Source organism: Microcoleus sp. AT8-A3 (assembly GCF_036705675.1).
Classification (GTDB): domain Bacteria; phylum Cyanobacteriota; class Cyanobacteriia; order Cyanobacteriales; family Microcoleaceae; genus Microcoleus.
Genome location: NZ_JAUBVD010000010.1, coordinates 12,842 through 33,099, shown reverse-complemented (window position 1 = coordinate 33,099; position 20,258 = coordinate 12,842). Strand labels below are relative to the sequence as shown.

Genomic DNA, 20,258 nt, shown 5'->3' with positions numbered 1-20,258 from the left:
AGTATTGCGATAGCAAAGGCGGTTAAAAATTAGGCTAAAATGAAAGAGCGACAGTCAAAGTTCAAGAATTCACTAAATTGTAATACCCTTACTTTGCACCACTATTTGTGATGTATCCCCACCCAATAAAAATTATGGTTGGGGCTTCCGATATAGTGATGGGATGAGCCAGACGGAGCTATTTTCTGATGTATTCTAGCTTCTTTAATGGCTAATATCGTTTCCGGTTGGAACGGAATTATTTATATATTTGGATGGTCAGTGCGAGCGAGACGCTCGCACTACTCTATACTGCATGATTCCGATTTAACCGGATTTGATATAACTTCTTTCTGGCACGATCGCCCTTTTTCTTAACAGACTTCTTGGCAGAAACAGATGAGAGTTTTGACTCAGACGATTGTTGGTTCGCTTTTATTGGTTGCATATCGCTAACCCCACCCAAATCAAAGATTATGGGTGGAGACTGCGCGATCTCATTTTCCTTCAATTTTCAACTGCGTCAAACCATCTCTGGTGAAACTTGCATTGCCGGCTGCGGCTGGAACTGGAACAGCGAATAAACCACATTGCGGCGGATATCCGTCATCATGTCCAAAAACAGCTCGTAACCTTCAGTTTTGTACTCGATTAACGGGTCTTTCTGGCCGTAACCGCGCAGCCCTACCGACTCGCGCAAAGCATCCATTTGTTGCAAATGTTCCCGCCACAAAGTATCAATTTGCTGCAAAATAAAGAACCGTTCCGCATCGCGCATCAATTCAGCTCGGATTGCATTAACTTCCGCTTCTTTCATGTCGTAAGCGTTGCGGACTTGTTCGTGTAAGAAAGTTTTAATTTCCTCAACGGACAAATCTTCTAGCTGATCCGGTGTCATGTCAGCCAGCAAATAAACAAATTCCTTCACCTTGCTCACAAGTTTGTCGAGTTCCCATTCTTCCGAAGGTAAGTCGGGGTTGATGTATGCTCCCACGATGTCGTCCATCGTCTGTTCGGCATACCTAATTACCTGTTCCTTGGAGTCCAAACCTTCCAATACTCGGCGACGTTCCGCATAGATTGCTCGACGCTGATTGTTCATCACTTCGTCGTATTCAAAGACCTGCTTGCGGATATCGTAATAGTAGGTTTCGACTTTTTTCTGAGCGCCTTCGAGGGAACCAGTCAGCATTTTAGATTCGATCGGCATATCTTCCTCAACACCGAAAGCCTTCATCAAACCGGCAACCCGTTCGCCGCCGAAAATCCTGAGCAAATTGTCATCCAAACTCAAGAAAAACCGCGTAGAACCCGGGTCTCCTTGGCGTCCCGCCCGGCCGCGCAACTGATTGTCGATCCGGCGCGATTCGTGGCGTTCGGTACCGATGACGTGCAAGCCTCCCAACCGCACGACTTCATCGTGTTCGGTGCTGGTAAAAGCATCGTACTCCCTGCGAGTTAAATTGTAAGCTTCCCGCAATTTTTGAATTACGGGGTCTTTTGTCGGCGCTTTTTCCGAAGCTATAGCCACGATATCATCGGCTTGCAATTCCGTGAGCGATCGCTCCCCGTACTCCTTCACCGCCAATTCCACCGCCGCTTTGAGCATTTGCTCGGCATCTTTCGATAGCTGCGTCGGGAAAATCTGCGCCGAAGCTTTCCAAGACTTTACCTTTTTCGCAGTTTGACCAAAACCTTGAGGTGCGGGGCGGCCGCCAATACCGGGTACTTGCACCAGCGAAAACCCGTCCTCATCTTCGGGTTGCACAATCCGGGGCATAAAATACTCCCGCAACTTGAGGCGCGCCATGTACTCAGAATTACCGCCCAAAATAATATCAGTACCGCGTCCCGCCATGTTGGTCGCGATCGTCACAGCGCCTTTGCGTCCGGCTTGAGCAATAATTTCTGATTCCCGCTCCACATTTTCCGGTTTAGCATTAAGCAAATTGTGAGGAATTTTCCTCTCCTGCAGCAGCCGCGACAGCAACTCCGACTTTTCCACACTCGTAGTGCCCACCAGCACCGGCCGACCGATCTCGTGCATTTCCCCGCATTCTTGGGCGATCGCATTCCACTTCCCAGGCTCCCCTTTATAAACCATATCCGAAAGGTCAGTACGGCTGGTAATCCGGTTAGTGGGAATCAGCGTCACTTCCAGTTTGTAAATCTTCTCAAACTCCGTCTCCTCAGTCTTCGCCGTCCCAGTCATCCCCGACAGCTTCGGATAAAGCAAAAAGAAATTCTGATAAGTAATCGTCGCCAGCGTCTGAGTTTCCGGCTGAATTTCCGCCCGTTCCTTAGCTTCGATCGCCTGGTGCAAACCGTCACTCCAGCGCCGTCCCGGCATCACCCGCCCGGTAAACTCATCCACAATCACCACTTCGCGATCGGCATTGACGATGTAGTTAATATCCTTAATAAACAATTCCTTCGCCTTAATCGCATTAAAAATGTAATGCGCCCAAGGGTCAGCCGGGTCGTACAAATCCGTAACACCCAACAACCGCTCAGCTTCACCAAAGCCTTCATCGGTCAATAGCACATTCCGAGCTTTTTCGTCAACCTCGTAATGTTCTTCATTTTCCTTTCTCAGAGCAGCAGCCACCTCAGCCGCCCGGATATACTTCTCACTGGGGCGTTCCACCTGGCCGGAAATAATTAAAGGCGTCCGTGCTTCATCAATCAGCACCGAGTCAACCTCGTCAATCACGCAAAAATTAAAAGGACGCTGCACTACATCTTCCATGACAGTAGCCATGTTGTCGCGCAAATAGTCAAAGCCGACTTCGCTGTTCGTGGCGTAGGTAATATCGCAGTTATAATTTTTCTTTCGTTCCACCTGATCCATGCCCTGCTGAATCAGTCCCACAGTCAATCCCAGGAAGCGGTGCACCTGTCCCATCCATTCCGCATCCCGCCTTGCGAGATAATCGTTCACGGTGATGATGTGTACGCCTTTACCGTTGAGGGCGTTGAGGTAAGCCGGTAGCGTCGCCACCAAAGTTTTGCCCTCACCGGTTTTCATTTCGGCAATTTGGCCTTTGTGCAGGATGATGCCGCCGAGGAGTTGGACATCAAAGTGGCGCAGTCCCAAAACCCGCTGTCCCGCTTCCCGCACCACTGCAAAAGCTTCCGGCAAGATTTCGTCTAGGATCTCTTTTTCTTCGTTGATAGATTTAGCTTTTGCCAGACGTTGTTGAAACTCGGCCGTTTTTCCTCTGAGGCCGTCGTCTGAGAGTGCGCGGAAGTCTTCTTCCAAAATATTGATATCAGCTACCCAAGGCTGAAATTTTCTCAGTTTGCGCGCGTTGGGATCGCCTAGCAGATTTTTAAACATGGCAGGAGAGGCAGATTTTTAATAATTTAGCTATTAGCTTTCAGGGTTACGGGCTGTAGTGTTAGCCACAACATATACCCTCCCCGATTGTAGCAACCATTGGGTCTCCTGGGCCGTCGCTGGGGGCGATCGACCGATTTTAGATTTTAGATTTTGGATTTTGGATTGAAGAATTGACCGAAAGCATCCAGGATACAAGCCCCCGGATTCATCCGTCCAGAAATAAAAAACCTGTATCCGATAAAGGAGCCCCCCAATTTATCCGTGGGGTCAATGCTTCAAATCTAAAATCTAAAATCTAAAATCTAAAATCGATTGACTTCTCTTGTCCCTTGCTGATTAAGCAAATCATTTCCACAAACTATTGAGTAGGGGCGTTATGCGGGCAGTTTGTGGATTAGGTGTATAGCCCGAAGGCGGATGAGGAGATTTTAGAGCAACGAGAAGTCATTGTAATTATGTCATTCTGAGCGAACCGAAGAATCTCGCTCGATTCTTCGCGGAGTTTACTTGCAGAACCCTTCACTCCGTTCAAGGGTAAACTCCGGGTCGGGCTCAGAATGACAGACAATAGATGCGTAAGTCCTGTAGTCAACAAAACGGTTACTGATTTTTATTGACGAACTTATAAGCTTGATAACCTCCGTAGGTTAAAAGTGCCCCTACTGCCACAATTCCTGCAACTGGCAGAGTCACTGGAGCAGCAACAATAGTTGTGGCTGTCGTTGTCAAGCCCAACCAACCTGCGACACCAGCAGCAGGCACTGTTGCAGTAGTGGCTATAGGTACGGTGGCAATTGTAATTGAACCCGCCAATGACGAACCACCAAGTGAACCACCAAGTGCAGCGATTCCAGCGAGCAAATCGTTTTTTTCCATTTTTATAACTATTATGATAATTACATATTTCATAATTTACTGCATATTTTATGTCCTGTCAATATCGAATCAAAAAAAATTAGGATTTTCCAGTGTATATACCGGGCTGCAACGCAGCTTTTTAAAAGATTGATAATCTCAACCATCCTTAAATTTAGGACACACTTCAAACGCTAATTGTGACCCATAAAAACAAACATCAAACTCAGTAAAAAAATTAGTGCGCCCTAAAAGAATGGGAATATTATTCACCCTAGTCCAGGCAAAAACTAACTGAACTGGCTCAAAGTCCCCTACTTTTGCCAAGACTAATAACCCTTTTGTTTCAGCACTCGCTAAATTCCCCGCTAAAGTAACAGAAAATCTTTGCTCTTCCCAAATTGCCCCTAACTGCACCCCAACATTATAGGGCAAAACATTTACGCTAGCTCCTGTATCCAGTAAACCCATAACCTCAACAGAACGATTTTGATAAGTTAGTGTTAAAGGCAGATACGGAACATCAGCTAAAACACCCATTCCATCTCGTTTAGGTTGAAAAGGATATCGCCTACTATTAAACATTTTGAGTTTGTTTCTGCTCAATTTCTAGGAACTGCGTCAATTGCTCTGCTGCACTATTAGAAGTATGTACTGAATACATAATTTCAGCAGATTCATTACCCATGACAATTCCTTCTTCTTTTGCCAATTCGGCTATTAAAAACAGCATCATTTGAAATTTTTCAGCACGGGACAATTGAAGCAGTTGGGCTAATAATTCAAGATTTGACATAAAACGCCATTGAATTCGTTTTTCTATTTTACCATGACCTTGAGATTTAAACCACTCCATAACAGCAGTGTCAATCCTTAATTCCTGAACAGGCAAGATGCCTGTTCCACAATCAAAATCAAATTGACTCTTTGTGGAACAGGCATCTTGCCTGTTCTTGAGAATAGTGCAACATCTCAGATTAACCCTACTCTTCAACAGGCCGCGGCACTTCATAAGTCAAAAAGTCATAGGCCATTTTCGTATTCGGAAAAATAGCCTGCGCTTCCTTGAGCAAATCATCCAGGACGATCGCATTTCCCGGAGCATAACGCGGGCTAAAATGCGTCATAATTAGCTGTTTCGCCCCAGCGATCAAAGCCACTTGAGCCGCCATTGTCGAAGTTGAATGCAGGCGATCGAAGGCCATTTGAGCATCTTGATGAGCAAAAGTCGCTTCATGCACCAACAAATCAGCATCCTTTGCTAATTCCACGGCCCCGTCACAAAAAACCGTGTCGGTACAGTAAACAAACTTCCGCCCGACTTGATCCGGGCCACAAAAATCAGTACCTTTAAACTCTCGCCCGTCCTCTAACTTTACCGTCTTTCCTTGTTTTAACTCCCCGTAAATTGGCCCGGAAGGAATGCCCGCTGCCTTCGCTTTTTCTACATCAAAATGTCCCGGACGATCTTTCTCAGTTACGCGATAACCAAAAGCAGTAACTCGGTGCTTCAAAGGGCCACAACTAACAATATATTCGTCATCTTCATAGATAACTCCCTCATGGATTTTGTGTACCTTCACCGGGTAAGAAAAATGAGTTTGAGAATAGCGAACGCCAGCTTGCAAATATTCTTCAAGTCCCGGAGGCCCGTAAAGATCGATGCGCTTGACATTCCCCGCCAAACCGCAGCTAGCCAGCAAACCCATTAAGCCGAAAATATGGTCGCCGTGCAGGTGAGTGATGAAAATGCGGCTTAGTTGGCTGACTTTGAGCTCGCTGCGGAGAAACTGGTGCTGAGTTCCTTCGCCGCAGTCAAACAGCCAGAGTTCCGCTCGCTGGGGCAAGCGGAGGGCGATGCTGGAAACGTTGCGCGATCGCGTGGGTACGCCGGAGCTAGTTCCGAGAAATGTAATCTGCAAGAGTCAAATCACCTCAATTAAGTCTTAAAAAATATGTTACATATATCCAGAGTGCGGCTGATCCGACATACAGGAAATAGTCGCAGGCAGGAACCGGGATAAATCGCTGTTCCTGGGAACATCTACTTGCTAAAATCATTTTCGACAAGCGCACAGAGTGCCAAACCCAATTCTAACGTTTTCTTTCTTCCGTTCCCCTTCCTTTTTCCCTTCCCTTCCCTTAAAAATTCTTAAACTCACACAGCACAGGAGGAAAATTTTCAAATGCAGTCAGGAGTATTCTTTGTTTCCGTTCTTTCGACATTAAAAAAACGCTACTTTTGGATTTCCTTGTTGTTTTGGCTGGCAATGGTAGCCCCAGCACAGGCCGCACTGATCTTGCGAGTGGCGGTACAAGACGGGGCCAGTCAGGTAAAAGTCGGCAGTTCTACTAAGGCTGCAATCCGCGACGGTAGCGGGCGCAATTTGGGCGAACTGCCGGCAAACAGTTCTCAGTCGGCTCAATTTCGATCGGGAACAGTGGCAATTGGTCGCTGGGCCGCCAACCAAGTTTGGATCGAGCCGACGGGGAACGGTTATGTCTGGATTGGCGATCGTTGGTATCGGGGACGCACCCTTCTAGTTCCCCAAAAAGGAGGCTTGACTGCCATCAACTACGTCAATATCGAACAATATCTCTACAGCGTTCTCGGCGCCGAGATGAGTGGCAATTGGCCTCAAGAGGCTTTGAAAGCCCAAGCAGTCGCCGCCCGTTCCTACGCTATCCACCAGCGCCTGAAAAGCGAAACTGACCTTTACGACGTGGACAGCACTCAGTATTCGCAGGTTTACAAAGGATTGCAAACAGAATCTTCTGGCACTTATTCCGCAGTCGATGCAACCGCCGGTCAAGTTCTGGCCTACAACGGTCAAATTATTTTAGCCGCTTTCCACTCTGCGTCTGGGGGACATACTGAAAATGTCGAAGATGTTTGGACCGAACCCCTGCCTTACCTGCGTGCTGTTCCTGACTTCGACCAAGGGGCGCCGGTTTACCAATGGAAAGAAAATTTTTCTCGGGCTCAAATCAGCAGTAAGATTTCTGGCGTGGGCAATGTGATCTCGATGAAGCCAGAACGCACTACCGCTCACGGCAGCGTTTTGAGGATGAAAGTAGTTGGAGATGGCGGTTCTAGGGTCATGACTGGCGCAGATTTACGCCGGGTTTTAAATTTGAGGAGTACGCGGTTTACCGTGATTCCTCAGTATGCGGGCGGTGGGAACCCAAGGAACAGCGGCCAAGCTCCTATCGGTTTTCAAGTTGCTGGCAAAGGTTTCGGCCATGCTGTAGGAATGAGTCAGTGGGGGGCCTACAATTTGGCCAGGCAAGGATACGGCTACCAGCAGATTTTGTTGCACTATTACCGAGGTGCTACTTTGGCTAGAATTGCAGTCCAGTAACTCCTGGGAATGGGCAAGAAAGAAGTTCGGCAACGGATGTAACGGATGTAACGGATGTAACGAATGTCAGGAAGAAGGAAGAAGGAAGAAGGAAGAAGGAAAAAACAGCTATTCCTGTATTCGTAACTTCCGTGTTCTGAATACAGGGAATTGGGAATTGGGAATTGGGAACTTGTACAGCCCTTCGACTACGCTCAGGAACCGCGTAGTTGCACACCAGGAACCGCGTGGCCGAAGTATTGGGAATTGGGAATTGGGAATGACTAATGACTAATGACTAATGACTAATGACTAACTACATTAAGGATTGCTATGCAAAAGTGGGAGTATTTATTTGTGGATGCGAATATGTATCCTTTTGGAAACAAGCTGATTAGTTTATATGTAAACGGTGAAGAACAGCGAGATTGGAAACAAGGCTCGCTGCATCTATTTGTCAATCATTTGGGGGAGGAAGGATGGGAACTTGTGGCTCTGGATCATGACTCGAAGTATGACCAAAATTGTTTAATTTTTAAACGCCCTAAGCTTATTTAATAAAACTCGGATTAGAAAAAATTATGACATCCATAAAGATTGATATTTTCCATAATTCTTAGCCACCAGCTAAAAGCCCGTTCCCCAACAAAGATATTTTATTGTGGAACAGGCATTCTGTCTATTCTTGAAAAGGGTGCAAGATTTTAGCAACCTAACTTAACAACAAACAACTGTTTTTTTCATTCGTATTACAAGTTTTCGGATCGATCGATCCGGCGCTGCCACTCGGCATTTATTTTGGGTGACTGTTCTAGTTCTTGTTGGGTTAATTCTGTTTCTGTTGTATAAGCTAAGTCTTCTCCAGTCAGAACGTTTTCTGCTGCAAATTCCTGGGCGTATGCCAGTTTTTTGAGTAAGTTGGCATCGGGTTCGTTTAATAACATTGCTCGCTGCTGACGCTCTTGATTGCGGGATTCTATCCGGCTATTTTTCCACTGAATCCAGAAGTAGCGAATTAAAGGAATTGCGAGAAATCCGACGCCATAAATCAGGATCATGGGATAAACAGCGCTGACGAAACCGATAAATCCACCTGCGATTAAATTATTAGTTAATAGATTCCCCAAAACTAACGCACCGACAAGATTGACGGCTCCTAACCCTGCTGCGAGCATGATTTTGCCGGAACTGGCGTTGCTGAAACGCCACAGCATTTCTCGCAAATAAGCTGCTACTGGTTCAGAATTTCTCTCGGTGGCTGTGGTTTGCAATTGCGGAAAATGGTAGACTATTTGCCCTTCGGGACTGACTTCGGGGCGGCCGTCAAAACGGGCGAGAGCCGGTAACATATATTCTTCGTATTCTCGGGCGTATCCTTGTCCGAGATTGTCTAGATATGGGGCAATTTGTTCGGCGACGACGGCGCCTCGGCTGTTGCGAATTGCCGTGGCAATATCGCTCCACTTACGCTCTTCTAGATTGTAATTGGGATTGCCGTCTCCAAATAGAAATGAGAAAACTGCTTCCAGAAAACTCATCTCGGGTTTTTGGTCAGTTAAGCGCGATCGCTGCTGGTAGTATGGTTGGTCATGGTTCCAGTAAAATATCCAGCTTAAGTCGTTCCAGAAGTAGGGAAAAAACGAAAAGCCGCCGCCTCTGCCGCCCCCGCTACCACCGTCTCCTCCGCCGCCGCTGTTATTGCTGTCGCTGCTGGAGAGTAAACTGGAGATTAAAATAGTGATAGCAACAAAAATTAAGAGGATGGAAGCTACCAGCACTATGCCAAAAGATATCCGAATCAGGTAAAATAAAACTCGCCAGATTTTTTGCCACCATTCCTGCAACTGCAAGCGCAAGAATTTGTTTCGCAAAATATCTCGAAAGTTCTTGGGAAATAGGTAGGCAATGTCGCCGGATTCTGCTACTTGCAGGTTGCCGCCTGCTTCGGAGGCGAGGGTTAACAGTTCTCGCTGGGCAAAATTGACATCTAATCCAGCTTTTGCCGCCACGTCTCCAACCGTAACGCGGTAGCCAAGTTGTTCGACGGCTTGCATAATGGTGGGATTCGGAGCCATAGGTTTCTCTCTGTGAAAATTACCCGGTTATTTTTATTATATATTGCGGGAATTCGAGCTGGTTTTGACGATCGGCTTTCTGATTTTTTTTGATGCTGCCCTTGACAATTCCCGCATCCAGGATACCCGCCACGTGATTCATCCGTCCAGAAATAAAAAACCTGTATCCGATAAAGGCGCCCCCGAATTTATCTCGCGCAAGTCAATGCTAAAATCTAAAATCTAAAATCTAAAATCTAAAATCGATTGACTTTGGGGCAAAATATTGCTAGTGTTTTGCCGAATAACTTTTAAGTATGGGCTGAACTCGGATAGCTTAATAAAACTTTGTGATGGAATTTCTCCTCGGCAGGTTATTTGCTTGTTTGCTCTGAGGGTCAAGGAGGGGGGATTATGGCTACATTTATTGGGTACGATGTGCGATCGCCCGTAAGCGTTGCTTCCACAAGAGGATAGCCCCTGCACCCCAGGCAGAACATTTCCTTTCTGCACGGTTTTTGTAAGTTTTGTGTAGAGTGCCAGAGATATGTTAAAGAAATCTAGTTTTTTTGCCAGTCTTGCAAGACTTATATAAAATAGATAGAGCTTGCGAGGGTGTTAAACCCAAGGGCGTGTTTTAAGGTTCGCAGGTGCGATCGACTAAACTTTTTAGCGCCCTCAACACAACGGCCCACTACAACAGTGGCGCAATTATTAATAGCAAAACTTTACAGGCTAATTTTTCTGATTAGCCACTAACCAAAGAATCGCATATGCCAAGAACTCAACGCAACGATAACTTTATTGACAAAAGTTTCACGGTAATGGCTGATATCATCCTCAAGATTATGCCGGCCAAAAAGCAGGCGAAGGAAGCTTTTGCTTATTACCGGGATGGTATGTCAGCTCAAGCAGATGGCGAATATGCTGAAGCGCTCGACAATTACCATGAAGCGCTGAAGCTGGAGGAAGATCCTTACGATCGCAGTTATGTCTTGTACAATATGGGGCTGATCCATACTAGCAACGGCGAACACGATAAAGCTTTGGAATATTACAGCGAGGCTTTGGATCTCAATCCGAGAATGCCACAAGCACTGAATAATATTGCTGTAATTTACCACTATCAAGGGGAAAAGGAAAAGGAAGCTGGCAATATTGAAGGGGCGGAAGGGCTGTTTGATAAAGCTGCGGATTATTGGAAGGAGGCTATTCGCTTGGCCCCAAACAATTACATTGAAGTGCAAAATTGGCTGAAGACAACAGGCCGATCGCAAATTGATGTGTATTTTTAACTAGGATGGGCATGGGGCATGGGGCATAGTTAGTAGTTAATAGTTGGTAGTTAAGCTGTTGTGCATCTAATTTGACAGTCAATTTTTCTACAATTATTGTGGAACGGGCATCTTGCCCGTCTCTGGATTCAATTTAAATGCGTAGCAGTTTAGTCGTTTCTCTAATAACAAATAACAATTCCCTATGCCCAATTCCCCATTCCCCATTCCTCATTCCCCATTCCCCATTCCCCATTCCCAATTTCCAATTACAGATTTTTATGATTGACAGAGAAGAAGTTCGGAAAGTAGCGAATTTAGCGAGATTGGAATTAACGCCGGAAGAAGAAGAGCAGTTTACTGGTCAACTTAACGGTATTTTGGATTATTTCGAGCAGTTGAGCGAACTAGATACGAGTAAGGTGCAGCCGACAACGCGGGCGATCGATGTTAGTAATGTAATGCGATCGGACGATTTGCAACCTTTTGCTAAGGGAGAAAGTATTTTGGAGGGAGCTCCCGATCGCGATGGGGAGTTTTTCAAAGTGCCTAAGATTATGTAGGGTTCCCGCTGCGTAGCTAACTGAGGAAAATCACTTGTGGGGCTGGCTCCCATGCCAACCACACAAGCAGATTAAACTAAGTGTGGAACAGGTAATAAGTAAGCCCGGTATAAGCCACCCCACCAGATTAAACTGATAAAAACCCAAAACAATCTCACTCATAGGGATAAATCTGTAACGTTCATTCTTGGGGTGACAAATAGTCATGTACGTATTAATTGGTGGAGCAGGAATGATGGGGCTGGGTTTAGCCCAGCAGCTATTAAAAGTCGGTCATACGGTTGCCATCATCGATGCCGACCCGCTGGCCTGTCGCTTTGCTCGTGAAAAAATCGGAGTAATGGCATTTGAAGGCAGTGCGGTGAGTACAACGGTTCTTCTGGAAGCGGGAATTAAACAAGCAAACGCAGTCGTTGCAGCACTCAGGGATGATGCACTGAATTTAGCGCTGATCACCCTATCCAGAAGCTATGGCATTTCCCATATTGTGGTGCGAATGCGCGATCGCGAATTCCTGGAAGCCTATCGACTTGCCGGAGCCAGTCACATCATCAGCACTATTGATTTGGCAGTTGCATCAATGGCGAATGCGATTGAATATCCCCAAATCGAGTCGATGATGCACTTTGAACACGGGCAAGTCGAGGTACTAAAGCTGCCAGTTCCAGGCGATTGCAAGGTGGCAGGTAGCACCGTTGCTCAAATTGCTCAAGACCCCCGTTTTCCAACAGGTTCGCTGATTATTGGTTATCAATGCCATGCCTGCGCCAATCTGGAGATTCCAAACGGCAATACTGTTCTTGAAGCAGGTTCTACCATCTTGGTCGTCACCCGTCCAGAGCTAGTTCACCAAATGATTGATTACCTCGGCATTCGCGCTAGTCATCTGCCAACGTTAGAAGTTTCTCATCCAAATCTTTGATGTAAGGATGAACCAGATCCTCTGGGACAATTCGCTTGCGGAGGGCATCGCTAACTGCTCCTTTTTCTGCTAGAAGCAATCGCCGTCGAATCGTATCTAGCCCGCTGCGATCGCCCTGTACTTGCCCGGCCCGATGTTGATTGTAGAGATCGCGCAGCACTCGCTCAGAGTGCGCTACTCGTGCTTGATACGATGCCCATAATTCCTCGTAAACTGCCTTCGGCAACACGCCAGATTTCAGCAAACTATCTAGCTCATCTTGAGCCGCTTTGGAAGCAATCAACTGAATTTGTAACTGCCCTGCTTCCTGCATTACATCAGAAACACGGCTAATTTGTAACCGTTTTACTAGCCAGGGTAAACTTAATCCTTGTCCGACCAAGGAGAATAAAACTGCACCGAAAACCAGCGCAATGATGTTATCTCGTCCTGTCAATCCCAGAGGAATACTAAGCGCCAGTGCCATCGAGAGTGAGCCTTTGATGTTTCCCAGAAACAGAACGTGCTGCCAGCGCAGGGGAATCGGACGATCGAACCACCGCAGCGCCGCTAACAACAGATAAACCGAGAGAATCCGTGCCAGTTGATACGCCAAAATAACGAACAGAATGGATGGCAAAATTCTCCACAGTGTCAGCGGGTTAATCTCAATGCCGATCAGCAGAAAAATAAATGTATTGACCCCAAAACCAGCGTACTCCCAGAAGCTCAGTAGCGTAATTCGATCCGAGGCTGATGTAGTGCGAGAAAGCCCCAGATTGCCAAAAATAAGTCCGGCGATCACCACCGCCACCGCACCGGATACCCCCAAAAATTGCCCGATTTGGAATGTTCCTAACGCCAGCGCAACAGTCAGCAAGAGACTACTCAACGGGTCATTTAATCGAACAAATATTGGCAGACTCAAGTAACCTAAGATGACACCCACGAGTCCCCCACCCAAGGCAACCACGAGCAGTTCCTTAAGTCCTCCTACGACGGTAAGAGAACCTGTAGCATAAACGACTAGAATCAAATTGAATGAAACCAGGGCAGCCGCATCATTGAACAGGGTTTCTCCTTCCACGATGGTGGATAGCCGGGAAGGCACACGAATCTCTTTAAAAACCGCGATCATTGAGACTGTATCAGTGTTTGCCAGAATGACTCCGATCAGCAACGCCGGAATCCAGTCTAGTCCTAGCCCAAATTTAACCAGAATAGCGATAATTGCTGAGGAAAAGATCGAGCCTGGGCCCGCCAGCAGGGCGATCGGCTTAAAGGTGCTGCGGAGACGGCTGATATCAGTATTGATAGCTGCTTCAAAAATCAGAATTGGTAGAAAAAGATTTAATACTAAAGATGGGTCTAAACCTATTCGACGCGACAATACCTCCGTAATGGGCAACCCTGCTAACACTAAGCCCGTCACATAGGGAATTCGCAACCGTTGGGTTACGAGTGCCACAACAGTTGCAATCAGCAGCAGAATGATCAAGATGATGACCAATTCAGAAATAACTCCTGCAGTTTGGCTATTTGTAGCAGGATCGCTGCCCAAGGGAGGTGCTTGCGCTACAATCGACTCGATCGCCGATATTCCTGTCATAAATTCGTTTTCCTCACAGAAATTGACAGATTAACTACGGTTTTAGTCTACAGGAAACGGTTCACTATGCTGTAGGCGGAACTGCAATTTATGTGGTGTATTTGGATGAATGCCGATGAAGCTGAAACAGGATGTCTGGGTTGGTTGGGCGCTAGGGGCGTTTTTAGAGTGCAATTTTTTTGGTAGAGTTCTGGATAATTTCCCAACCCTTACAAAATGCTAATTCGTCTTAATTGTGCTGGCTTTTCTTTTTTGAACAGTCTCTTCTGAAGCATGGCAGACCCGATCGCGGTTGTCGAATCGGCGAGTAATGGAAGTTGTCGAGCCATCTGTGAGGAATAGGAGAGCGATCGCCCAAAGTCATCAATAGTCAAAATTAGGACTATTTTTGGACGTTCTGATTCGCGGGAATAAATTCCTCGAAGGTAATCGTCCTTTCTTACCTTGAATTTATGTGGCATCACAGACACGCCACGTCAGAATCTCCCAACGTTTAAGGACAGGTTCAGCAATCACGATCTCATTTTCTCTTGCCTCCATGACGATCAAATAATCTCCCTGGTTAAATCTGTCGTTGTAAATTCTTGCTTGTTCTTCTGGCACCAACCATCCTTGAAGTGCGCCATATAGACCGCCAGCAGTTGCAGCAATCCCACTTCCAGCGAAAGTTGCTAAAAGGCTTTCCACCGCTAATGCCTGACCAATACCGGGAATTAGCAGGCTGCTGAGTCCAACAATTAAGGCTAGTGCACCTAGTCGTATGCTGCCGTATATCGCGCCTAATTGTGCGCCTGCTGCTCTTGTGATTACAATTTGCTGCACCCCCAGAGAGTCCAAATCATTATTGTCAGAAGGTTTAGCAATCACTGAAATCTTGTGCATGGGGAAGCCCCTGCTTTTTAGCTCAACAAGCGCCTGCTTTACATTTCGATGATTAGTAAATAGGCCGCTAGCACGTTTGAGATTTTGGGAAGTCATGATAAATATTCAATATTCAACGCTACAAAATTGGTAAATAGTGTGTAAAGCCGCTTTGAATGACCGCATCACAAAAACTGCTTATACCGAATCCGGGTTTGGAGATTCTGTTATTCTTTAGTCGGCGCAGGCAGACTGTGTTTGTATAGAAGCGGTTTTAACCGCCGATCGATCTACTTATACCGAATCCGGGTTTGGAGATTCTGTTATTCTTTAGTCGGCGCAGGCAGACTGTGTTTGTATAGAAGCGGTTTTAACCGCCGATCGATCTACAGAATGACAAACCAGGATTTAGTATTAATTCAGAGGTGCAAAACGCTTTAGCAAAGCTGACAAAGGAATCATTGGCAGTCCGAATCCGATACAAATTAAGCCTTGGATTGGGTTCAAAGCTTCAGTGTTGAATAACTGATTCATAATGCCCCATTGGCTAAACAGGAATTGGAGAATGAAAATAGCCCCAATGCCGATCGCCACAGCATACCCAACTGATTCATCTTTACCGCGTAGTTTGGCGACGATCGCCGGAACGAAGCGACTGATGCTTAACAGGTAAAAAGCTTCGGCCGCCACCAATGCTTGAATTGCCATCGTCCGGGCTAGAGCTTCATTACCTGTGGTTTGGACGATCCATTCAAACATCCCAAAGATCGCAATCCAGTTAAATACTGAAACTGTCAGAATGCGAGCCGTCAGCCTGCGAGACAGCAGCGGTTCATTTGCCGGTCGAGGTGGATGTTGCATGACATCGGGAGAGGGCGGCTCAAATGCCAACGGTAAGCTCAACGCCACTGAACTGACCATATTCAGCCAGAGAATTTGTACTGGCAAAATGGGTAGCGGGGTTGCCAGAAGTACGGCAATCAAGATGGTCATGGATTCTCCACCATTCACGGGCAGGATGAAGGCGATCGCCCGCAGCAGATTCTTATAAACCGTGCGCCCTTCCTCAACTGCTTTCTCGATCGAAGCAAAGTTGTCGTTTGTCAACAGCATATCCGCTGCTTCTTTTGTAACTTCGGTGCCTGTAATACCCATCGCTATCCCAATGTCAGCTTGCTTCAGGGCGGGAGCATCGTTAACTCCATCTCCAGTCATCGCCACAATCTCGCCCTTAGACTGAAGTGCTTCGACAATGCGGAGCTTTTGCTCTGGTGCGACACGAGCAAACACGCAGCTTTGTTCAACAGCATTGGCGAATTGCTGCTGATTCATTTGAGCGAGTTCTTGACCGGTAAAAACGGGAGCCTCTTGGGTTTGATTTAGTCCCATTTGGTGCGCGATCGCTGCTGCTGTTTTGGCATGATCGCCCGTAATCATCTTGACCTGAATTCCTGCAGATCGACAGGCTTGAATCGCTTGAATGGCTTCGGGGCGAGGCGGGTCGATCATGCCTTGCAACCCCAGAAAAGTTAACCCTTGCTCAATATCAGAATGGTCAATTGAAGATTGAGAAGCGGGTACAACTTTCTTGGCAAGTGCCAGAACTCGTAACCCTTTTTTCGCCATTCTGTCCACAGTTTCCTCGATCGGCGCGGCGTTGAGGGATCTCGCCTCTCCCTCTTCATCGAGCATCTGGTGACACCGCTTGAGAATTGCCTCGATCGAACCCTTGACATAAATCAACCGTTCTGGACGATCGTCATGTAAGGTTGCCATGTATTGAAACTGAGATTCAAACGGCAGTGTATCGAGCCTGGATAGCGATTCCTCCAGTTTCTCAGTAATTAACCCCGCTTTTTGGGCTACCGCAACCAGCGCCCCTTCCGTTGGACTACCGACTACAGTCCAGTTTCCATCTTGCACTTCTAGATGCGAATCGTTGCACAAAAGTCCTGCTTGCAGGCATTCATATAAGGCAGGTGCATTGGTTAAGTCAACGGAATGTCCATTTACAGAAATTTCCCCGTCTGGTGCATATCCTCCACCGCTAACCCGATATCGCTTTCCACCGGCATCGATCTCTTGAACAGTCATTTGATTCTCAGTCAAGGTTCCGGTTTTGTCAGAACAAATCACGGTGGTGCTCCCCAGCGTCTCAATTGCCGGAAGTTTGCGAATAATGGCGTGCTGCTTTGCCATCCGGGAAACCCCGATCGCCAGTGTCACCGTTAAAATCGCGGGTAAGCCTTCAGGAATTGCGCTGACGGCAAGCGCCACAGATGCCTTGAACACCTCAACCCAAGAAAATCTCTGGGCAATGCCTGCTGCAAAGGTGAAGGCAGCCAAAGCTAAAATGACATAGAGCAAGGTTTTGCTAAATTTGTCAATTTTGCGACTCAGTGGGGTTTCCAGTGTGGTACTTTGCTGCATGAGTTGGGAAATGTGTCCCGTCTCGGTCATGTCACCAATGCTGACGACGAGTCCGCGTCCTTGTCCAAACGTTACCAGGCTTCCTGTATACGCCATGTTCGTGCGATCGGCCAGTGCAGTGTCTGCCTCTAGCGCCTGGGATTGCTTCTGAACCGGGACAGATTCTCCCGTTAATCCTGACTCATCCACCTGTAAGTCACGGACTTCGATCAGCCGCAGATCCGCAGACACTTTATCCCCAGAAGACAGCAAGACGAGATCGCCAGGAACCAGTTCACTGGATGAAACCACTTGCTTTTGACCGTTGCGGAGAATGGTTGCCTCAGTTGCAACAGATTTTGCTAAAGCGGCGATCGCATTCTCTGCCTTTGACTCTTGAACGAAACCAATGGTGGCGTTCGTCAGAGCAACCCCCAAAATTACCCCTGAATCAATCCACTCTTTCAGAAATGCTGTTACTATCCCAGCAGCTAACAAAATGTAGATTAGTGGCTGATTCAGTTGCTGAAAAAATCGCAACCAGGCACTTTGCGGCTTCTGAGCCGTTAGTTGATTGGGGCCGAGGATTTCGCGCCGTTCGGCTGACACGTCGGAAGATAGACCTATTTCCAGGTCAGTCTCTAAAATCCGAGCCACTTTCTCGACAGAAATGTGATGCCAAGAGTGTTCTACTAATTTTTCTACATTGGTTGCAGTCATAACGTTTCTTGTCAAGCCAACTGCTTATCTGTTATTTCGTCTTGTTTCTAGCGTCATTGATGAAAGTGAGGGAAAAGTGAGCGACTGATTTCTGTTACTCACATTTGGATCACATTTGCTCCCTATACTTAGGCAGAGAACCGATTAAGATAACTTATAAACTTGCCAACCTTAGTTCACTCGATTTGATTTATTGTTACCTTTTATTAAAAGGGTTGTAAAAAGCATTACTTTTGATGGATGAACTATGGTACATTTACTTATACGAGTTCTCAAAAAAGTGAGGTATGCCCTATGCCCACGGAGGCCTATGCCCATGAGTACCTCATAGGAGAGCTCGAAAGCCTATATTGAGTTCAAATCCTCAAAGACTTCATGCTGAGGTTTATCGGCAAAATTGCGTTTCACAACAAACAAAACAAACAAACAAAGAATATGCAATTATTAAAGCTATTGGTGCAAGGAATCAGCGTCAGCACTGTTGCTATTTTGGGTTTAGGTGCTTGCACCTCCCCCAATACTCCACAGACAACTGTTCCATCTACTTCTGCTCCCACAACTGCCACTGGAAATACGACTGTTCCAACCACTCCAGCGCCTGCAACCACGACCGCACAGACGCCTCAAAATCAAGACATTGACGATATTGCCGATCGCGTAGAAGATGCCTTGGACTCCGATACCACCCTCAAGCCGTTCGATTTGGACGCAGACGATCGGGATAATTCGATTGTGTTAACAGGGCGCGTTCAAACGGCCGAACAAAAAGCATTGGCAGAACAAATTGCTCGGCAAACTGCAGCGAATGTTTCCATCACTAACGAAATCGTTACTCAGTAGTTATTAACAGCGAAGTGGCAAGAGCATTTGGCGCTTCTTGCTACTTAAAAAATTGCGCGATCGCAGCGAGGAAACCTATGGATTTAATAACCTTATTTGACTAGACCTCTTGCAAAAATAAATAGGACGGGCAAGATGCCCATCCCACAAAAAAAAATAACTCTTGTGGGATGGGCCGGATAGCCCGTCCCATCAATTGATGAAAAGGATTTTTGCAAGAGGTCTACTGGATACGATCGCAATATTGAAACACTAAACTTATTCAACAATTTCGTAACGGACTAACTGGCGAACATTTTGACGTGATAACTGGAGTTCTTGCGCGATCGCTGCCTCTATCTGGGTTGCGTCAGTCATTGGCAATTCTAATTCCAATCGCTTCAAAATGGGTTCTGCTGTTTCTACCGCAACCTGGGTGGTTCCTTGTTTTCGGTTAATCACCGCGTTGATCAGCAATATATTGACAGACACCGTTGCTTTAAGCTGGGTATCTGCCTGAAGTTTATTCTTTACTATCTGGGGTTGTTGTAATTCTTGAGCCATTAGGAAACTAGAGCAAACCCAAAACGCGATCGCCACAAACGGCAATGGCAACCAAAACTCTGCGCCTGATGCTTTTAGCCAACGTTTAGTAACCTGCCACATAAATTTTTTACCCCACCCCAACCCTCCCCTTATCAAGGGGAGGGAGTAAGAAATTCACCAATGATTTAGGATTGCTATATTTGCACTTTAGTGGAGTTAGCGGTCTCCTGAAATCCTACTCAAGGACGATGCGTCAAATGTTTCAGTTCGATAGGCCCAATTAAAGAAAAATATGAGAATCTTACTTGTGGAGGATGACCCAAAGCAACTGATGCCACTTCAAACAGTGCTGTCTCAAGCAGGACATAGCGTGGATGGGGTAAAAGATGGACAGACGGCACAGTGGCTGTTATCAGAAAAAGAATATGATTTGTTGATTTTGGACTGGATGTTGCCACATATCAGTGGGGTAAATCTCTGTCGTCAATATCGATCGGCAGGGAAAACAGCGCCGATTTTGATGATCACCGCAAGAGACACCACGCCGGAAAAAGTGACCGGGTTAGACGCAGGTGCAGATGATTACCTGGTGAAACCGATCGACTTGGTTGAATTCATGGCACGAGTGCGGGCCTTAAGACGGCGATCGCCCCTTTGGCAAGGAGATACGCTCAGCCTTGAGGATCTGCACCTCCACCTCGATACTCTTACTGTTGAGCGACAAGGTGCAACCGTTTCCCTCTCCAGTCGCGAGTTTCAGTTGTTGGAGTATTTTATGCGTCATCCCCGGCAAGTTTTGACTCGGAATCAGATTGAACAAGGTGTGTGGGAATGGGGGACTGAACCAGAGAGCAATGCGATCACTGTTCTAATTCGCAAACTCCGCCAACGCTTGCAGGCTGTAGGATCGGCAGACTGGATTGAGAGCATTTACGGTATGGGTTATCGCCTCACTTCCCCTCTCAAGTAAAGATCGTAAAGGCA

Annotated in this window: 17 protein-coding genes; 7 read left to right on the top strand and 10 right to left on the bottom strand. The window is 46.6% G+C overall.

Annotated features, from left to right (window positions below):
- Nucleotides 1-502 precede the first annotated feature (502 nt).
- From secA to QUB51_RS08175, 5 genes are all read right to left on the bottom strand, one after another.
- Nucleotides 503-3,319 carry a preprotein translocase subunit SecA gene (gene secA, locus QUB51_RS08195; protein WP_333053611.1) on the bottom strand — a complete coding sequence of 939 codons (2,817 nt, stop codon included), beginning with the start codon at nt 3,317-3,319 and terminating at the stop codon, nt 503-505.
- A gap of 603 nt (nt 3,320-3,922) precedes the next feature.
- Entirely contained in the window at nt 3,923-4,231 is a 309-nt protein-coding gene (locus tag QUB51_RS08190) for a hypothetical protein (protein ID WP_333243372.1), read from the bottom strand.
- A gap of 105 nt (nt 4,232-4,336) precedes the next feature.
- Nucleotides 4,337-4,717, bottom strand: a complete 381-nt coding sequence (locus QUB51_RS08185; protein ID WP_333260625.1) for a retroviral-like aspartic protease — start codon at nt 4,715-4,717, stop codon at nt 4,337-4,339.
- A gap of 37 nt (nt 4,718-4,754) precedes the next feature.
- Nucleotides 4,755-5,069, bottom strand: a complete 315-nt coding sequence (locus QUB51_RS08180; protein ID WP_333243378.1) for a hypothetical protein — start codon at nt 5,067-5,069, stop codon at nt 4,755-4,757.
- Nucleotides 5,070-5,160: 91 nt separating this feature from the next.
- The gene (locus tag QUB51_RS08175; RefSeq protein ID WP_333260628.1) at nt 5,161-6,099 is read right to left on the bottom strand and encodes a ribonuclease Z; all 939 of its coding nucleotides are present in this window, start codon (nt 6,097-6,099) and stop codon (nt 5,161-5,163) included.
- Nucleotides 6,100-6,363: 264 nt separating this feature from the next.
- Here QUB51_RS08175 and QUB51_RS08170 point away from each other — a divergent pair, with 264 nt between their 5' ends.
- Both QUB51_RS08170 and QUB51_RS08165 read left to right on the top strand, forming a co-directional pair.
- Nucleotides 6,364-7,539 (top strand): SpoIID/LytB domain-containing protein, encoded by a 1,176-nt coding sequence (locus QUB51_RS08170; protein WP_333260631.1) that lies wholly within the window; start codon nt 6,364-6,366, stop codon nt 7,537-7,539.
- Between the two features lie 312 nt (nt 7,540-7,851).
- A complete protein-coding gene (locus QUB51_RS08165) occupies nt 7,852-8,076 on the top strand; it encodes a hypothetical protein (protein WP_015174403.1) in 225 nt (74 codons plus the stop codon).
- 191 nt (nt 8,077-8,267) lie between these two features.
- On the opposite strand, the gene QUB51_RS08160 is transcribed toward QUB51_RS08165, so the two are convergent.
- Nucleotides 8,268-9,593, bottom strand: coding sequence for a hypothetical protein (locus QUB51_RS08160; protein ID WP_333053614.1), 1,326 nt, complete (start codon nt 9,591-9,593; stop codon nt 8,268-8,270).
- 752 nt (nt 9,594-10,345) lie between these two features.
- Between QUB51_RS08160 and QUB51_RS08155 the strand changes: the two genes are divergently transcribed.
- From QUB51_RS08155 to QUB51_RS08145, 3 genes are all read left to right on the top strand, one after another.
- Entirely contained in the window at nt 10,346-10,867 is a 522-nt protein-coding gene (locus QUB51_RS08155) for a photosystem I assembly protein Ycf3 (RefSeq protein WP_333039118.1), read from the top strand.
- A 260-nt stretch (nt 10,868-11,127) separates the two neighbouring features.
- Nucleotides 11,128-11,409, top strand: coding sequence for an Asp-tRNA(Asn)/Glu-tRNA(Gln) amidotransferase subunit GatC (gene gatC / locus QUB51_RS08150; protein ID WP_006635952.1), 282 nt, complete (start codon nt 11,128-11,130; stop codon nt 11,407-11,409).
- A gap of 205 nt (nt 11,410-11,614) precedes the next feature.
- Nucleotides 11,615-12,331, top strand: coding sequence for a TrkA family potassium uptake protein (locus QUB51_RS08145; RefSeq protein ID WP_333053615.1), 717 nt, complete (start codon nt 11,615-11,617; stop codon nt 12,329-12,331).
- Here the strand turns inward: QUB51_RS08145 and QUB51_RS08140 are convergent.
- The 3 genes from QUB51_RS08140 to QUB51_RS08130 form a co-directional block, all read right to left on the bottom strand.
- Nucleotides 12,288-13,919 (bottom strand): sodium:proton antiporter, encoded by a 1,632-nt coding sequence (locus tag QUB51_RS08140; RefSeq protein ID WP_333053616.1) that lies wholly within the window; start codon nt 13,917-13,919, stop codon nt 12,288-12,290. The two genes, QUB51_RS08145 and QUB51_RS08140, sit on opposite strands and share 44 nt — an antisense overlap.
- 450 nt (nt 13,920-14,369) lie before the next feature.
- Nucleotides 14,370-14,897: a hypothetical protein gene (locus QUB51_RS08135; RefSeq protein ID WP_333053617.1), complete on the bottom strand. Its 528-nt coding sequence runs from the start codon at nt 14,895-14,897 to the stop codon at nt 14,370-14,372.
- A gap of 297 nt (nt 14,898-15,194) precedes the next feature.
- On the bottom strand, nt 15,195-17,909 hold the full coding sequence (locus tag QUB51_RS08130) for a cation-transporting P-type ATPase (RefSeq protein WP_333053618.1): 2,715 nt from the start codon (nt 17,907-17,909) through the stop codon (nt 15,195-15,197).
- Between the two features lie 435 nt (nt 17,910-18,344).
- Here QUB51_RS08130 and QUB51_RS08125 point away from each other — a divergent pair, with 435 nt between their 5' ends.
- On the top strand, nt 18,345-18,749 hold the full coding sequence (locus tag QUB51_RS08125) for a BON domain-containing protein (RefSeq protein WP_333053619.1): 405 nt from the start codon (nt 18,345-18,347) through the stop codon (nt 18,747-18,749).
- Between the two features lie 258 nt (nt 18,750-19,007).
- On the opposite strand, the gene QUB51_RS08120 is transcribed toward QUB51_RS08125, so the two are convergent.
- Nucleotides 19,008-19,394 carry a hypothetical protein gene (locus QUB51_RS08120; RefSeq protein ID WP_333053620.1) on the bottom strand — a complete coding sequence of 129 codons (387 nt, stop codon included), beginning with the start codon at nt 19,392-19,394 and terminating at the stop codon, nt 19,008-19,010.
- A 172-nt stretch (nt 19,395-19,566) separates the two neighbouring features.
- On the opposite strand from QUB51_RS08120, the gene rppA reads away from it, so the two are divergent.
- Nucleotides 19,567-20,244: a two-component system response regulator RppA gene (gene rppA / locus QUB51_RS08115; RefSeq protein WP_333053621.1), complete on the top strand. Its 678-nt coding sequence runs from the start codon at nt 19,567-19,569 to the stop codon at nt 20,242-20,244.
- Nucleotides 20,245-20,258: the final 14 nt, after the last annotated feature.

What these genes read in the sequence shown, in the direction of transcription:
- secA (WP_333053611.1), bottom strand. Translation starts at nt 3,319, where the DNA reads ATGTTTAAAAATCTGCTAGGCGATCCCAACGCGCGCAAACTGAGAAAA.
- QUB51_RS08190 (WP_333243372.1), bottom strand. Translation starts at nt 4,231, where the DNA reads ATGAAATATGTAATTATCATAATAGTTATAAAAATGGAAAAAAACGAT.
- QUB51_RS08185 (WP_333260625.1), bottom strand. Translation starts at nt 4,717, where the DNA reads ATGGGTGTTTTAGCTGATGTTCCGTATCTGCCTTTAACACTAACTTAT.
- QUB51_RS08170 (WP_333260631.1), top strand. Translation starts at nt 6,364, where the DNA reads ATGCAGTCAGGAGTATTCTTTGTTTCCGTTCTTTCGACATTAAAAAAA.
- QUB51_RS08165 (WP_015174403.1), top strand. Translation starts at nt 7,852, where the DNA reads ATGCAAAAGTGGGAGTATTTATTTGTGGATGCGAATATGTATCCTTTT.
- QUB51_RS08160 (WP_333053614.1), bottom strand. Translation starts at nt 9,593, where the DNA reads ATGGCTCCGAATCCCACCATTATGCAAGCCGTCGAACAACTTGGCTAC.
- QUB51_RS08155 (WP_333039118.1), top strand. Translation starts at nt 10,346, where the DNA reads ATGCCAAGAACTCAACGCAACGATAACTTTATTGACAAAAGTTTCACG.
- gatC (WP_006635952.1), top strand. Translation starts at nt 11,128, where the DNA reads ATGATTGACAGAGAAGAAGTTCGGAAAGTAGCGAATTTAGCGAGATTG.
- QUB51_RS08145 (WP_333053615.1), top strand. Translation starts at nt 11,615, where the DNA reads ATGTACGTATTAATTGGTGGAGCAGGAATGATGGGGCTGGGTTTAGCC.
- QUB51_RS08140 (WP_333053616.1), bottom strand. Translation starts at nt 13,919, where the DNA reads ATGACAGGAATATCGGCGATCGAGTCGATTGTAGCGCAAGCACCTCCC.
- QUB51_RS08135 (WP_333053617.1), bottom strand. Translation starts at nt 14,897, where the DNA reads ATGACTTCCCAAAATCTCAAACGTGCTAGCGGCCTATTTACTAATCAT.
- QUB51_RS08130 (WP_333053618.1), bottom strand. Translation starts at nt 17,909, where the DNA reads ATGACTGCAACCAATGTAGAAAAATTAGTAGAACACTCTTGGCATCAC.
- QUB51_RS08125 (WP_333053619.1), top strand. Translation starts at nt 18,345, where the DNA reads ATGCAATTATTAAAGCTATTGGTGCAAGGAATCAGCGTCAGCACTGTT.
- QUB51_RS08120 (WP_333053620.1), bottom strand. Translation starts at nt 19,394, where the DNA reads ATGTGGCAGGTTACTAAACGTTGGCTAAAAGCATCAGGCGCAGAGTTT.
- rppA (WP_333053621.1), top strand. Translation starts at nt 19,567, where the DNA reads ATGAGAATCTTACTTGTGGAGGATGACCCAAAGCAACTGATGCCACTT.